The organism is bacterium (genome assembly GCA_035295165.1).
GTDB lineage: Bacteria > Sysuimicrobiota > Sysuimicrobiia > Sysuimicrobiales > Segetimicrobiaceae > JAJPIA01.
Map to the genome: position 1 here is coordinate 1 of DATGJN010000001.1, position 14,097 is coordinate 14,097.

The 14,097-nt window shown below is 66.6% G+C and carries 13 protein-coding genes and 1 pseudogene; 5 read left to right on the forward strand and 9 right to left on the reverse strand.

Annotation, left to right across the window (positions count from 1 at the left end):
- The 4 genes from VKZ50_00005 to VKZ50_00020 all read right to left on the reverse strand — a co-directional run.
- Nucleotides 1-505, reverse strand: a 505-nt coding sequence (locus VKZ50_00005) for an alpha-glucosidase/alpha-galactosidase (protein ID HLJ58097.1), incomplete at its 3' end; no start/stop codon positions are given.
- A 70-nt stretch (nt 506-575) separates the two neighbouring features.
- Nucleotides 576-1,352 (reverse strand): carbohydrate ABC transporter permease, encoded by a 777-nt coding sequence (locus tag VKZ50_00010; protein HLJ58098.1) that lies wholly within the window; start codon nt 1,350-1,352, stop codon nt 576-578.
- A 140-nt stretch (nt 1,353-1,492) separates the two neighbouring features.
- Entirely contained in the window at nt 1,493-2,443 is a 951-nt protein-coding gene (locus tag VKZ50_00015) for a sugar ABC transporter permease (GenBank protein HLJ58099.1), read from the reverse strand.
- Nucleotides 2,444-2,544: 101 nt separating this feature from the next.
- Nucleotides 2,545-3,882 (reverse strand): extracellular solute-binding protein, encoded by a 1,338-nt coding sequence (locus VKZ50_00020; GenBank protein HLJ58100.1) that lies wholly within the window; start codon nt 3,880-3,882, stop codon nt 2,545-2,547.
- Between the two features lie 266 nt (nt 3,883-4,148).
- Between VKZ50_00020 and VKZ50_00025 the strand changes: the two genes are divergently transcribed.
- Nucleotides 4,149-5,039, forward strand: a complete 891-nt coding sequence (locus tag VKZ50_00025; GenBank protein ID HLJ58101.1) for a LysR family transcriptional regulator — start codon at nt 4,149-4,151, stop codon at nt 5,037-5,039.
- A gap of 60 nt (nt 5,040-5,099) precedes the next feature.
- Here VKZ50_00025 and VKZ50_00030 read toward each other — a convergent pair.
- A pseudogene (locus VKZ50_00030) lies at nt 5,100-5,339 on the reverse strand (sugar phosphate isomerase/epimerase).
- A 162-nt stretch (nt 5,340-5,501) separates the two neighbouring features.
- Here VKZ50_00030 and VKZ50_00035 point away from each other — a divergent pair.
- Together VKZ50_00035 and VKZ50_00040 are read left to right on the forward strand one after the other, a co-directional pair.
- Complete coding sequence (locus VKZ50_00035) at nt 5,502-6,281, forward strand: TIM barrel protein (protein ID HLJ58102.1); 780 nt, start codon at nt 5,502-5,504, stop codon at nt 6,279-6,281.
- Entirely contained in the window at nt 6,281-7,342 is a 1,062-nt protein-coding gene (locus VKZ50_00040; protein HLJ58103.1) for a Gfo/Idh/MocA family oxidoreductase, read from the forward strand. The genes VKZ50_00035 and VKZ50_00040 overlap by 1 nt, the downstream gene beginning before the upstream one ends.
- A gap of 152 nt (nt 7,343-7,494) precedes the next feature.
- Here VKZ50_00040 and VKZ50_00045 read toward each other — a convergent pair whose 3' ends face one another.
- The 4 genes from VKZ50_00045 to VKZ50_00060 form a co-directional block, all read right to left on the reverse strand.
- The gene (locus VKZ50_00045) at nt 7,495-7,638 is read right to left on the reverse strand and encodes a DUF2934 domain-containing protein (GenBank protein ID HLJ58104.1); all 144 of its coding nucleotides are present in this window, start codon (nt 7,636-7,638) and stop codon (nt 7,495-7,497) included.
- A 257-nt stretch (nt 7,639-7,895) separates the two neighbouring features.
- On the reverse strand, nt 7,896-9,974 hold the full coding sequence (ppk1, locus tag VKZ50_00050; GenBank protein ID HLJ58105.1) for a polyphosphate kinase 1: 2,079 nt from the start codon (nt 9,972-9,974) through the stop codon (nt 7,896-7,898).
- The gene (locus VKZ50_00055; protein ID HLJ58106.1) at nt 9,955-10,959 is read right to left on the reverse strand and encodes a hypothetical protein; all 1,005 of its coding nucleotides are present in this window, start codon (nt 10,957-10,959) and stop codon (nt 9,955-9,957) included. The genes ppk1 and VKZ50_00055 overlap by 20 nt, the downstream gene beginning before the upstream one ends.
- An 840-nt stretch (nt 10,960-11,799) precedes the next feature.
- A complete protein-coding gene (locus VKZ50_00060) occupies nt 11,800-12,339 on the reverse strand; it encodes a DinB family protein (protein ID HLJ58107.1) in 540 nt (179 codons plus the stop codon).
- 296 nt (nt 12,340-12,635) lie between these two features.
- Between VKZ50_00060 and VKZ50_00065 the strand changes: the two genes are divergently transcribed.
- Both VKZ50_00065 and VKZ50_00070 read left to right on the forward strand, forming a co-directional pair.
- The gene (locus VKZ50_00065; GenBank protein ID HLJ58108.1) at nt 12,636-13,133 is read left to right on the forward strand and encodes a DinB family protein; all 498 of its coding nucleotides are present in this window, start codon (nt 12,636-12,638) and stop codon (nt 13,131-13,133) included.
- A 121-nt stretch (nt 13,134-13,254) separates the two neighbouring features.
- Entirely contained in the window at nt 13,255-13,713 is a 459-nt protein-coding gene (locus VKZ50_00070) for an isoprenylcysteine carboxylmethyltransferase family protein (protein ID HLJ58109.1), read from the forward strand.
- The last annotated feature ends 384 nt before the right edge of the window (nt 13,714-14,097 follow it).

Sequence of the window (14,097 nt, forward strand, 5' to 3'; positions counted from 1 at the left end):
CGTGGCACAGCCCGACGGTGCGGATGCCCGTCGCGCGCGTGATCCCTCGGCAGATCGTCGTCATCGGGTTGGTCAGGTTCAGCAGCCACGCGTCCGGGCAGAGGCGCTCCATCTCGCGCGCGAGTTGGACCGCGAACGGGATGTGCCGCAGCGCACGGATCATGCCGCCGGGCCCGACCGTGTCCCCCACCGATTGGTAGATCTCGTAGCGCTCCGGAATGGCCAGATCGCGACGCACCGCGTCGAACCCGCCGATGGCCACGCACAGCAACACGAACGTCGCGTCCCGCAGCGCCTCCGCGCGGTCCAACGTGCTCGTGATCGTCATGCGCCCGTGCACCTGCTCCACGATGCGTCGGCTCGCCCGCGTCATCAGATCGAGTGCGTCGGCGTTGATGTCGTGGAGGACGATCTCCGAACCGGCCAGCGTCGCGTTCAGCGCCATGTCGGTCACCAGCTTGGTCGTCCACTGGACGCTGCCTCCCCCGACAAACGCGATCTTCATCGTGGTCCGCCTCCTCGCGTGCGTGTGATGCCGGGCGCGGCCGGCCCCGAACGGCCCGGCCGGATCTCGCCTACCCCCTCAACCCGGTGGTGTTGATCCCCTCGACCAGGTAGCGCTGGAAGAGCACAAAGACGATGAACACCGGCACCAGCGACAGCGCCGACATTGCGTAGATGGCCCCCCAGTCGGTCCCGCTGGTCGGATCCGCGAACGCCCGCAGGGCGACTGAGATCGTGTACAACCTCGGGTCGTTCAGGTAGATCAACGGATTGAGGAAGTCTCCCCAGGTGAAGTAGAACGAGAAGATCGCCGCGGCCACCAACGCCGGCCTGATCAAGGGCAGAACGACGCGAAAGAAGATCCCGGCTTTGCTGCAGCCGTCGATCGCCGCGGCATCATCGAGCTCCCGCGGAATGCCACGGATGAACTGCATGATCATGAAGATGAAGAACGCCTGCCCGCCGAAGCGCGGCAGCAACAGGGGCAGGAACGTGTTCAACCACCCGAGCTTCGCGAAGACGATGTACTGGGGGATGATCTGGACCTGCACGGGCAGCAACAAGGTCAGCATCATCACCGCAAACCAGAACCCCCGCCCAGCGAACCGAATCCGGGCGAAGCCGAACGCGACGACCGCAGATGAGCCCACGGTCAGCACCGTCCCGACGCCCGCGTAGATGAACGAGTTCCGGTAGAACGTCGCAAACGTGACGCCTCCGAACCCCTCCCACCCACGGACGTAGTTGCCGGGGGTGAACGCTCGGGGAATGAGCGACGACATGTTCGTCCAGATTTCCGACGGCGCCTTGAGCGAGCTTGCGAACAGCCACAGCAGCGGGTAGAGCATGAGAAACCCAAACCCGATGACGATTGCGTGGTAAAGGAGGGTACCGCCGGCGACGCGAACGCGCCCCGACCGCAGCACGTGACGCAACCGGGCGCCGCTGGCGCCGACGGCTTTGGCGGTGGCGACGGATCCCATGCGCCTCAGCCTTCCTCGTGCGCGTAGAAGACCCAATAGCGCGACGACTTGAACGCCAGCGCCGTGAGGGCCGCGACGACCACGAGCAGCACCCAGGCCATGCCCGCAGCGTATCCCATCTCGAGGTCCCGAAACCCCTTCTGGTAGAGGTACAACGGATAGAACAGCAAGGTGTCGAGAGGCGCGCCCGTCCCTCCCGAGAGGATGAACGCCGACGTGAAGACCGTGAAGCCGAAGATCAACTGCAGCACGAGATTGAAGAAAATGATCGGCGAGAGCATCGGGAGCGTAATCCGCACAAACTTCGACACCGGCCCCACACCGTCGATCGCCGCTGCCTCGTACAGCTCCGCGGGAATCTGCCGGAGCCCGGCGAGGAAGATCAGCATCGGGGACCCGAACTCCCAGACCGCGAGCGCGACCACCGTCCAGATCGCCGTGGCCGGACTTCCCAGCCAGGTGATCTTCGAAGGGAATCCGAGGGATCCCAGCGCGGCGTTGACGAGCCCGTCGGTGCCGAAGACCTGCCGCCACATCTCGGCCACGGCCACGTTCGCCCCCACGATCGACGGCAGGTAGTAGAGGGCGCGGTAGACGCCGACACCGCGCCGGTGGACGTTCAGCGCCATGGCCAGCGCCAGCGCGAACGCCAGCCTCAGCGGAACCGACGTGAACACGAAATAGAACGTCTGTTTGACCGAGATCCAGAAGTGAGGATCCTGGGTGAACATGCGATCGAAGTTCTCGAGACCGGTCCACCGCGAGGGGGAGAGGATATTGTAGTTGGTAAACGCCAGCACGAGCGACGCCCCAATGGGAATCACGGTGAACGCGAAAAATCCGAGCAACCAGGGAGCGATGAACGCGTATCCCGCGAGGTCGTCGCGATCGACGTGCCGCCGCCGGCGTCGCGTCCCGGCGACGTGCGCGACCGCCCCGAACCGACCGCCGATCATGACGCGCCGGCGCGCGGGTGAGCGGTGCACACGTCGGCACGCAACGTCACCAGACTCACCCGTCCGTCCTCCCGACCAGCGTCAGTCCGCCGCCAGCGCGCCTAGGCTCTCTGCCCCGCCAGGACCTTGTCCCCCTCTGCCCTGAGGGTCTTCGCGCCCTGCTCGGGCGAAATCTTCCCAAACAGGACGGGGTCCAGAACCAGCGGACCGTAGACGGTGTTCTCGAACGCACCTTCCTTGGTTGGATCGGGAGGCGGCAGCGGGCTGCCGTCAGCCGTGACGCGTGCGATATAGCGAAACGTCTCCAGTTCGGCGGGCGACAAGAGCGGCTTGAGCGCCTCCTGTACCTTCGGCACGATCGGGATCCCGCGCTCTGCCCGCAGAATGCGGTTGGCCTCGATGGAGTTCGTGAAGAAGTCGATGAACTGTGCGGACTCCTTCGGGTGCTTCGAATTCGAGGTGATCGAGAAGAACTGGGACGGCTTCAGGTAGTTGGACGCGTGCCCGCCCTTGGGCCTCGGCAGATGGGTGAGCTTGAATGTGCGGCCGCTCCCGGCGGCCGACGCCACGGCCACGACCTGGTTGCTCCAAAGATACGCCATCGCCGCCTTGCCGGTCACGATCGGCTGGGTCTCGATGCTGGCGCTGCCGAACCCCGAGTTGTTGAAATCGCTGATCTCCTGCTGGCGTGTCGGCACCGCGCCGGCGGCCTGCAGGCGCAGCAGCATTTTCAGCAGATCGACGAATTTGCTGTCGTCGATCGCGGCGATCGCCTGCCCGTTCGGCGTGTAGACCCACGTGCCGTAGCCGATGTACAGCGACTTCCAGATCTGCGGGTCGTTGAACCCCCACCCCATCCCCCAGATGCCCAGCTTCTTGTGGAAGTCGAGGCAGATCTGCTCGAAGTCTTGCCAGGTCCACTTCTCATTCGGCAGCGCGATCCCGGCCTTCTTGAACGCATCGACGTCCAGCATCACCGCCTGCGAGTTGTTGCCGAGGTTGATCGCGTACAACTTGCCGTTAACACGGCCGCCGTCGATCGACGCCTTGGGCACGCGCGTCAGGTTGATCGTCCCGTCCTTGACGAAGTCATCCAACGGGAGCATGAGATGGTTGGTGTCCCACTCGACCAGCCGGGCGTAGTCCTGCTGAATGATGTCGGGCAGGTTACTGCCGGCCGCCATGGTCGCGAGCCGGGTCCAGTAATCGTTGAACGTGGCAAACTCATAGGTGAACTTGATGCCCGGATGCTGGTCCTGGTACATCTGGAGCACTTTGATCGTGCGGTCGTGCCGGTCCTTGGATCCCCACCACATGATTCGAAGCTCGGTCGGTGCCTGGGCCCACGCGGATGTCACCGGGCGATGCCCGAGCGTCGCCGCGCCCGCGGCGGTCAATCCGGCAACGCGCAGAAACGTGCGTCGTGGCAGCTTGCGCATGGCCAGCGCCTCCCTTCGATTGGCGGGCGAACGGAGACCGGGGTCCCGCCCCCACCGGATGCCCCAACACCCGCCACCTTTCGCAGCCAAACCTGGGCGCCCCTTTCTCCCCGTCCCGCGAAGCGGCTGAACGCGCCGTTTAGCCGGACTAAAGCGTCCGGCCGCCGGAAGGCCGCAGCCCCCCGGGACGCCGAACAGGTCCACGGGCGCCTCCCCACGAGAGGCAGCCCACGGCGCGCGACCGCGGCACGCCCGCGGAGGCGAACATGACGATCCGTCAACTCGAGATCTTCCTCGCGGTCATGCAGTTTGCGAGCGTAACCCGCGCGGCCGAGCGGGTGCGTCTCTCGCCGGGCGCCGTGAGCCTCCAACTGCAGCATCTCGCCGACGAGCTCCACACGGACCTGTTCGTGCGGTCCGGCAACCGCTTTGTGCCGACGCGCGAGGCACTGCGCCTGGCCGAGCGCGCCGGGGAGGTCCTCGGGCAGCTGCGCGAGATCCAGCACGAGTATCAGAGCGACTTCTCGACGGATTTCCGGCCGTTCCACTTCGCCACCGGCACCACGACCTTGATCTATCGGTTGGGACGTCCGCTTCGGCTCCTCCGCACACAGTACCCGAAGACTGAGATCCGCGTCAGCGTGTTGACCACGGAGGAGATCGTGGCCGGCCTGCTCGATCGCCGGTTCGACCTGGGGTTGGTCTCGCTGCCCGTCCGCGAGCGCAATCTCAAAATCATGCCGCTCTACGAGGAGGAGCTCTTGCTGCTGCGCCCGTCGCGCGTGCGGGTCCGAGGCGGCCAGGTCGGTTCGATCCGCCCCGGGGAGCTGGCCAACGTGCCGTTTCTCCTGTATCCGAAGCAGAGCAATATGCGGTCGGTGATCGACCGGTTCTTCCGGGAGATCGACCTGACGCCCAAGGTGGTTATGGAGGCGGCCGACACTGAGGCGATCAAGCGGTTGGTCGAGTCGGGCTTCGGCTGTTCGATCCTCCCGGAATACGCGCTGCGTGGGCAGAGCAGTTTCTTTCGCACGCTGCGCATCGCGGGGCACCGCCTGATCCGCCGCCAGGCGCTCGCGATGCCGCGCACGGCGCACCCGCGGAAGCTCACGGAGTCGATCGCGGAGTTTCTTCAGAGCGTCTTGGCGCCGCGGTGACGCCCGGACCCCGGCACGCCTCCCGGGCCTCGACCGGCACAGCGCACCTGCTCCGCGTGCCTACGTCACGCGCGCCCGGTCGCGCTCCGCGATGAGCGCCAGGACCTCGTCGCCTGGCATGGCGCGGATCGCGCGGTTGAAGATCTCCACCTCGATCGGGCCCTCGTAGCCCGCGGCGTGCGCGGCGACGCGGAGCCGGCGCACTTCGATCACGCCGTCCGCCATCATCCCGCGCCCGAACAGGACGTCGGGAAGCGGCACGATTCACTCGCCGACGTGGAACCCGAAAATCCTCGACCCCGCGCCGGCGATCTCCGCGTCGCAACCGCCAGGCGGCTCCTCTCGCCCGTCTCTCGAATCGTTGCAATCCCATCAACCGCATGGTATGCAAACGAAAGGGCGCGCCCGAATCGGCAGGCCCGATCGGTGCACGCGTGCGCGGCCGCGGGGTGTCGGTCCGGGATGAAGATGGGGTGTTGCATCGCCAGATTTGACCAGGTCGCCGCGCTCGACGCGGCGGGCGGGGACTACTACGAACTACCGGTCGCGACCCTCGTCATGGCCGTCGCGGCGCCAGCCGCGGCGTTCCGCGAAGCGGTCACGCGCACGCGCCTCAAGCCTCTGGCGTACAACGTACTGTTTCCACGCACGCTCCCGCTCGTCGGCCCGTCGGTCGACCGGGATGCGGTGGCGCGCTATTTCATCGAAGCCGTGGAACGGATCGGCGCGGGCGGCGAACGAGTCGTTGTCTTTGGCAGCGGCCAGTCGCGCTCCGTTCCCGAGGCCGTCAGCCGCGCGGTTGCGCTCGACGAGCTCGAGCGGCTCCTCCGGTGGGCTGCCGCTGCCGCCCGGGCGCGCGGCCTCGTGATCGCGCTGGAGCCGCTGCGCCGCGCCGAGAGCAACATCTTCAACACCATTGGCGAGTGCGCCGGGTTCCTGCGAGAGCGGCGGCTCAACGCGATCCGGCTCGTAGCGGATTCGTACCACATGCAGGAGGAAGGCGAGCCGCTGTCCGCCATCGACTCGGCCGGCGACCTCCTCGTCCACGCGCACGTGGCGGACCTCGGACGGCGGCCCCCGGGCCACGGTGGTTACGACTTCGCCGCGTTCTTCCGCCGACTGCGCGCCGCAGGCTATCAAGGCGACTGCTCCATTGAGTGCTCCTGGACCGACTTCCCGGCGGAGATCGCGGACAGCCTCGCGCGGGTGCGACAGGCGGCCGCAGACGCCGGGTGGGCATGATGCCGGTGCGCGAGCGCGAGTACGGCTTCGCGATCGTCGGGTGCGGCGTCATCGCGCCGTTCCACGCCCGCAGCATCACGACCCTGCCCAACGCCCGGCTCCGCGCGGTGGTCGATGTCGTCCCCACTCGAGCAGAGCGGCTGGCCGCGGAGTTCGGGGTCGAAAGCGCCACGGACCTGCGGGTGGTGTTGGACCGTCCGGATATCGATGTCGTGTGCGTGTGTCTGCCGAGCGGCCTCCACGCCGAGGTCGGCACGCAGGTCGCCGCGGCCGGCAAACACCTCGTGCTCGAGAAGCCAATCGACGTCTCGCTGCAGGCGGCCGACCGCCTCATCGCGGCGTGCCGCGCCCACGGGGTCAAGTTGACGGTGATTTCGCAGCACCGATTCGCGCCGGCCGTGCGCCGTCTGCGTGAGGCGGTCGCGGCGGGCCGATTAGGGCGCCCGCTCCTCGGGGACGCCGTCGTGAAGTGGTACCGGAGCCAGCAGTACTACGACACGGCGGGCTGGCGGGGCACGCGGGAGATGGACGGAGGCGGCGCGCTCATCAACCAAGCTATCCACTACGTGGATCTGCTCCAGTGGATGATGGGACCGGTGGACCGGGTGTTCGGCCGTTGTGCGACCGCCGCGCACGCAATCCCGGTGGAGGATATGGCGCTCGCCGTCCTCACGTTTCGCAGCGGCGCGCTCGGGGTGATCGAGGCGACCACGGCGGCGTATCCCGGCCTACCGGAACGACTTGAGGTGACGGGCACGGACGGCACCGTGATCATCGAGGACGACGACATCGTCGTCTGGGAACTCCTCGACGAGCGGGGCGACGTGGGCCCATACGGCATTCGGGCCACACGGCACCCGCGCCCGGAGGCGGCCGCCTCTCAGAGCCTCGCGCGACAGACTGCGGGGCACCGCGGCCAACTCGCGGACCTGTTGGAGAGCCTCGAGACCGGCCGCGACCCAGCCATCACCGGCGAAGAGGCGCGCCAAGTGCTCGCGCTCGTCCTCGCGGTCTACGCCTCGGCCGAGACCGGGCGTGAGGTGCGTCTGCCGCTCGACTGAATCGCCTGCCTGGCGCCGCGACAGTCCGGACCCCTATCCTCGTGTGCGCGCTCGCGTGCGCACCGACCCGCGTTTGCCGTCTTCCGCGATGCAGAACTCACTTCGCCCGCGGCGGCCGTACGGTGCCAGCGGACGCGCGAAGTGATCGCGGCCTACGCCTCTGTGTCGCCGGCCGCAAGTAGCTCCCGCTCAGCCGCCAGCCAGTCGTCGAGGTCCTGTCCGTGGGAGGCGCCCCGCCGCTCGTACATGCCGTAGGCGCGGACCCGGATTTCTTCCTCCGTCGGGCGCGGGGCCACGGCCGACCGTCGTGTCGTTCTCGCGCGTCGATTCGTCTGTCCCCTCGGTACCTTCGCCACCGATGATTCCTCCTGTGCCGTTCGCATCGATCGAGCCACTTCTATTCGCCCTACAGGACGATGCGGCGCGTGGGACGCGCTTTTCGCCCTCCTGCCTTGACAATCGAAACAGACACGGCGACACTGCACCGCCGCGCCTGGTCGAGATCAGCCCGGACGCCGCGACGGCGGACCGGACGCACGATCCGCCGTCGGCCTCATGGTGGGACCGCCGGATCCAGAACCGTCCAGGCGAGCTGTGCGTCGACCGGCGGAGAGTCGCCGCGATGCACCCGCCGGTACGCGCCGTCGGCGTGCAGCTCCGTCGCGCGGACGGTATCCTGCAGTTGCGGATCCAGCAGGCGGTCCTTCAGGGCACGTGTCAGCCCGGGTTCGAGGACGGGCACCAGGATCTCCACGCGGCGGTCCAAATTGCGCTCCATCAGGTCGGCGCTTCCGACGAGCGTCTCCGCGCGTCCGCCGTTTCGGAAGTAATACACGCGGCTGTGCTCCAGAAAGCGCCCGACGATGCTGACGACGCGGATCGTCTCGCTCAGCCCCGGCACGCCAGGCCGGAGACAACACATGCCCCTCACGATGAGGTCCACGCGCACTCCGGCGCGGGACGCCTCGTAGAGCGCGTCGATCACCTCGAGATCGACGAGCGCATTCGTCTTGAAGATCAGGTGACCGCCGCCCTGCAAGCGGTGGCACTGGGTCTCACGCCCGATCCGCTCCAGGATCGCCTGCCGGAGACAGATCGGTGCCACCAGCATGTGCGCATACCGGTCCGGCCGGCTGCGACCGGTCAGCACGTTGAACAACGCGGTGGCGTCGGCACCGATGGCGGGATGACACGTGAACAGGCTCAGATCCGCATAGGGGTTGGCGCTGTAGTTGCCGGTCCCGACGTGGACGTACCGACGCAGTCCGTCCGGCTCGCGGCGCACCACGAGCGACAGCTTGGCATGCGTCTTCAGGCCGATCACTCCGAAGCTCACGTGCGCTCCGGCCCGCTCCAGCGTCTGCGCCCAATCGATATTGCTCTCCTCGTCGCCGCGCGCCTGGAGTTCCAGCACGACCGCCACCTGCTTGCCCCGATCGACCGCCTCCAACAACGACTGTACCAAGGGTGACGCCCGTTCGACTCGATAGAGCGTCTGCTTGATCGTGAGCACGTCCGGGTCCGAGGCGGCCTGGGCGAAGAAATCCAGCACGGGCGTAAACGATTCAAAGGGGTGGTGCAGCAGGATGTCGCCTTCGCGGACGCACGCGAAGAAGTTCTTGGTGCCGGTGGTCACGACCGGTACCCTCGGCACCAACACGGGGTCCTTGAGTTCCGGCCGGTCCAGCCCCGTCAGCTGCGCGAGGTCTTTCAGGCCAAGCGGGGCCCCAACGACGTGAACATCCTTGGGATGGACGTCCAGCCGCGCTACCAACTCGTTTGCAACCGCGTCCGGAATCTCGCGTTCCAGTTGCACGCAGATGGCCTCGCCGAACCGGCGCCGGCGAATGCCGGCCTGCACCATGTCGCGAACGTTCGCCGCCTCCCGTTCCGTGAACTCAATCTCCGCGTCACGGACCAGGCGGAACAGGAACACATCACGCACATCCACACCCTGAAAGAACACATCGAGGTTGTTGGCGATGATGTCCTCTAACCAGACGAACACGGCTTCGCGCGTGTCCGACCCCGCGGTCGCGACCCGGACGAGGCGCGGCAAGACCGCCGGCACCTTTAGGCGCGCAAACGACACGTCGCTCTGGGCGTCCCACAGCACCACTCCGAGGTTGAGACTGAAGTTCGAGATGAAGGGAAACGGGTGGGCCGGATCCACGGCGAGCGGCGTGCAGACTGGAAACACCTCGTTCAAAAACCACTCCCGCAGCTCGACCTGATGCGAGGGCGTCAGGCGGCGGTACGCGCACAGGTGGATGCCGGCCTCGGCCAGGTCGGGCAGCAGCTCCTGACGGAAGATGCGCCGCTGTTCCAGCATGAATCGTCGCAGCGCATCCCGGACGCGCCGCAACTGCTCGGTCTGGGTGTTTCCGTCCGGCGTCAGCGCCGTGTCGCCCATCTCGACGCGACCCACGAGAATCGAAAAGTGGATCGAGAGAAACTCGTCCAGGTTGGAGTCGGAGATGGCGAGGAACTTCAGCCGCTCCAGCAACGGGTGCGCGCCCGGTCGCGCCTGGTCGAGGACGCGCTCGTGAAACTGGAGCATCGAGAGCTCCCTGGAGAAGTATCGGCGTTCCGCCGGGGGTGCCAGCGGCTTCTCACGCACCTCGATGTCCACGGGAATCCTCCACGTCGGGTGGATGCACTGGCGGTGCACCCCCGGGAACCGCGGCGTCCAAGGTCAGACCGCGCGCCCGGCGCGCAAGCGCGCCTTCTCGCAAGCCGTACGGACTCACCCGCCAGCGTGCCGCGCGCCACCGGAGCGCGATCGCTTCCACGATGAGCGCGCCGGCGCGGACGAGCGGGGCGCGCTCGGGCTTCACCGCGAGCGGCCAGCGAGCGCACGGTTCGCGGAGCAGCAATCGGACCGTTTCCAGCAGCAGGCTGGTCGGCAGGGCGGCGTCCGGCTCCGCGCGCACGTGGCGCCGCAACCGCCGCGCGGCACCACCCGTCGCCACGATCTCGAGGAAATCCGGGTAGGCCGGAAAGGCGGTCGCGTCGCACAAGTCCCGCAGCATCCCGCGTGTTCGGACCACCTGCGACGTTGGGGGCGGGTCCCCGCCGAGATCCCGCGCGGCCAGCACCCCCGACCCGACCGGAATCGACACCACGCAGCGCACGCCAGACGCGTCGACAGCCGCGAGGTCGCAACTCCCACCGCCGACGTCGACGCACAGAAACGGTGGCGGCGGCAATGGCCCGAGTGCCGCGCCGGCCACACACAGCACCGCTTCCTGCTGCGGAGAGAGCACGTGCACGACCACGCCGGCGTCATGCTCGATCGCGCGCACGAGGGTCTCGCGATCGGGCGCCGCGCGGACGGCATGGGTGCCGACCACCATGATGTCGCCGGCGCGGTGCTCGCGCGCCTCGGTCGCAAACGCGCGCACGACTGAGGCCACCGTACGAATTCGGTCGCTGCCCAGAGGCCCGCCGTTCATCACGGCGATCCCGAGTCCGGCGCGCACGTGTCGGTCGTGAATCGGCTGGAGGCGACCCGCGGCACAATCTGCGACGAGCAGGTGGATCGTATTGCTCCCGATGTCGATGACAGCGGCCCGATCCTCCCCGCTGCCCGCAGCAGCGGCGGAGCGCTCACGCATCGACGGAACGAGGCAGGAGCCAACCATGGCAGTACAGTGCGGCGACTCCCCCGCAACTCCTCCCGGGTCGCAGTGTTCTTGGCCGAATTTTCATCCAACCTTCGCGTCTCGTTAACAGTTTGGCGGGAGTCCGGTCTTCGGGCGCCGGGACACGCGCTGGGAGCACCCCCGCACCTTCAGCGCGTTCTCATCCCCTTCCCGCCTTCTGTCCGAGCGTACGATCGTGCGAGTCGCACGCCGAGCGCAGAGTCCCAACAAAAGTGAACGAAAAGAAAACGGCCCGCACCGCCGGATATACCTGCACGGATGCGAGACCGTGTGAAGAGGAAGTTATCTCCCCACCCACAGTCATTATTCCCCGCACTCCGGGATTCAAACCCATGCGCTCCGCGCCAACAGCACGGAGACTCCCCGCGGGTGATCGTGCTATCCGTACATCTCCAACGATGCGCCCCTCACGCGCGATCACTCGGGCGCCAACCCTCTCGGTGGCGGAAGAAACCCGTGTTGCCGATCCGAAATACATGCTCTTCCTGATAGGCCGCACACTGCTCCGCTTGCGTTGCCGGGATGCTCAGATGCACCGCCGATTCCGTCACCCGCGCGACCATCGCCGCCGGCGCCATCCGGGGTGACGACCACAGATGCTGGCGGAATCCGACACCGTCAAAGATGTCTCGGTCTGGATCGCCGAGGGCATGCGTCACATGGCCGACTTGCGTGCCGTCGGACGCGACGACAGGCATCCCCGGTGCAATCATGCGCCAGGAAACGCTCTCGGCGTCATCATCGCGGTGCGGCGGCTGATCGCGACTACCCGGCATGCGCAGGATGCCGCCGTCAGGCGCCCGGAGCGCTGCCCTTGGGATATTCTTCCCTCCGGGCGGCGAAGGCCAGATAGTCCAGGTTTTGCGCCGCGACGCCGAGTTGGCGCAACATCGTCATTGCCTGGGCACGGTGGTGCACTTCGTGCATCAGCAGTTGCATCGCGAGGTCGGCTTTGCTCGCCGTGGAGACGATGACCTTGTCGCCCTGCTCGACCCGCCGGGTCACGGTTTTGGTCCAGTCGCCGATCCCGGCGAGCGTCGTCCGCGTCTCGCGAGCCTGTGTCGCCCACACGTTCTCGAGATCGGCGAACGTCGGCTGCTTCGTTTCGCTGATCGGGAATGTGTCGGGAAGAGGCGGCGGCGGGACGGGTTCCTCGCGCAACCGCTTGCCGTAGACCAATTCAACTCTGGCGATCTCGATCAGCGTCGCACGCAGGCTCCCAAGCCCGAAGGGGAACCGCTGCGTATACTGCTCCTGACTCAACGGGCGGACCCAATCGAAGAGACGCTGGCGGGCCTGAGTCAGAACATCATAGACGTGAGCGTACTCCATCTCGGCGTGCCCCCCATGAGGTGGTGACGTAACCTCGCTGCTAGTCTTCTCCGCCTTTGCGTACCGCGCCTGCGTGGGCCTGCCGGCCCCCCGCATACGCACTCGACCGGCGGGGGCGATGGGAGCGCGGGCATGCCACAATGCCAGGTGCGCCCGCCGCGATCCGAAGTAAAGAGACCGTGACCTCTCCCCTCAGCCAGTTCTCGGGCAGGAGCTCGGCCATACAAGGGAGCAGGCCCTTGGTTGGTTCGGATACAAATGGCCCGAATCGAGAAGCTAGCTCAGGAGAGCCTGCGATGGACAACACAGAACGCTTCCTTCGACACAATGCCTGGGCGGCCCGCGTCCTGCTTGAACGGTGCCGATCACTGACACCAGAGCAGTTCCATCAGCGATTCGAAATCGGTCCCGGCTCCCTGCACGACACGCTTCGGCACATCATCAGCGTGATGCGGCGGTGGGCCAACAGAATCGCCGACCGACCTCCGGGGAAGCCCCTCGAGGAGACCCCAACGCCTCACACGCCAGACGAGTTGTTGGTGCTGCTGGACGAGGTGAACCGGGAACTCCAGGACGTCGTCGCCCGCGTCGCCCGAGAGGGTCGATTTGATGAGATGATGCGAGTGGAGTTCACCCCAGAGTGCTTCAGCCGTGGCACCGCGTTCGTGCACGTCATCACGCATGGTGCACACCACCGTGCGCAAGTCTTGAACATGCTCCGTCGTCTGGGCGTGACTACCCTACCCGACCTCGAAGCCATCGAATGGGAGTTGCGTACGCGAGCGGGCGGGTAGACGTCCCTGGTGCCACAGTCACAGTCCGTCGATCCTGGAAGAGATCGTCGTGACAGATCAAATGCGAGGCCAAGCTCCGACATTCGCGTGAACGGGCCCAAGCCTGAGAGTGGAGCCACCTGTGCCGACGACGCACCGTAAACTGATCCTTCCACCGGTCTATTTGTGTGTGGCGCTGCTTGCGATGCTGCTCGGTCATCTTGCGGCCCCGACGCTGCGCATTATTGCGCCTCCCGCCTCGCTGCTCGGGGCGATCCCGATTGCAGTTGGGATTGCTCTCACGCTGTTCGCCGACCGTGCCCTCAAGAAGCATGGCACAACGGTGAAGCCCTTCGAGCGCTCCAGCCATCTGGTGACGAGCGGCATCTTTGCCGTGAGCCGACACCCCATGTATCTCGGCATGGTCCTGATCCTCGCCGGTCTCGCCGTGCTGCTCGGAACGCTCACGCCGTTTGTCGTCGTCCTCGTCTTTGCGGTGTTGCTCGATGTTCGCTTCATTTCAGCAGAAGAGCGGATACTTGCTGAGGCATTCGGCGACACCTGGCGGCTCTACAGAAGACGCGTCAGACGATGGCTTTAGCACCCGATTCGCCTGGTCGCGAAGGCGATCCCCAGATGTCCCGAGTTCGCAACAGCCATCGCGTCTCTGCTCCGCTCGGTGGGGATCCTGTCGTTTCCCGAGTGGACGTGCCCGACGCAAGTCCTCGTGTGCCCTGAGGGATACGACCCCGACCCACCGGTTTTCGAGAGCGGCTGGTCCACTGTGTCATCACGAGATCTCGCGACATGGCGTTCGACGGCACGTGAGCCGCGGAACATCGGTGTGTCAACACCGGTTGAAATCTCCGCGTAGTGCCGGTTGAAAATTCCCCAGCCCGTCAGGTGTTCGATATCACCTCCTGTCCGCCCGGCCGGTGCGCGATGATCGCATCGGTGGGCTGGGCTCGGTGCCTTGGGCCGCTAG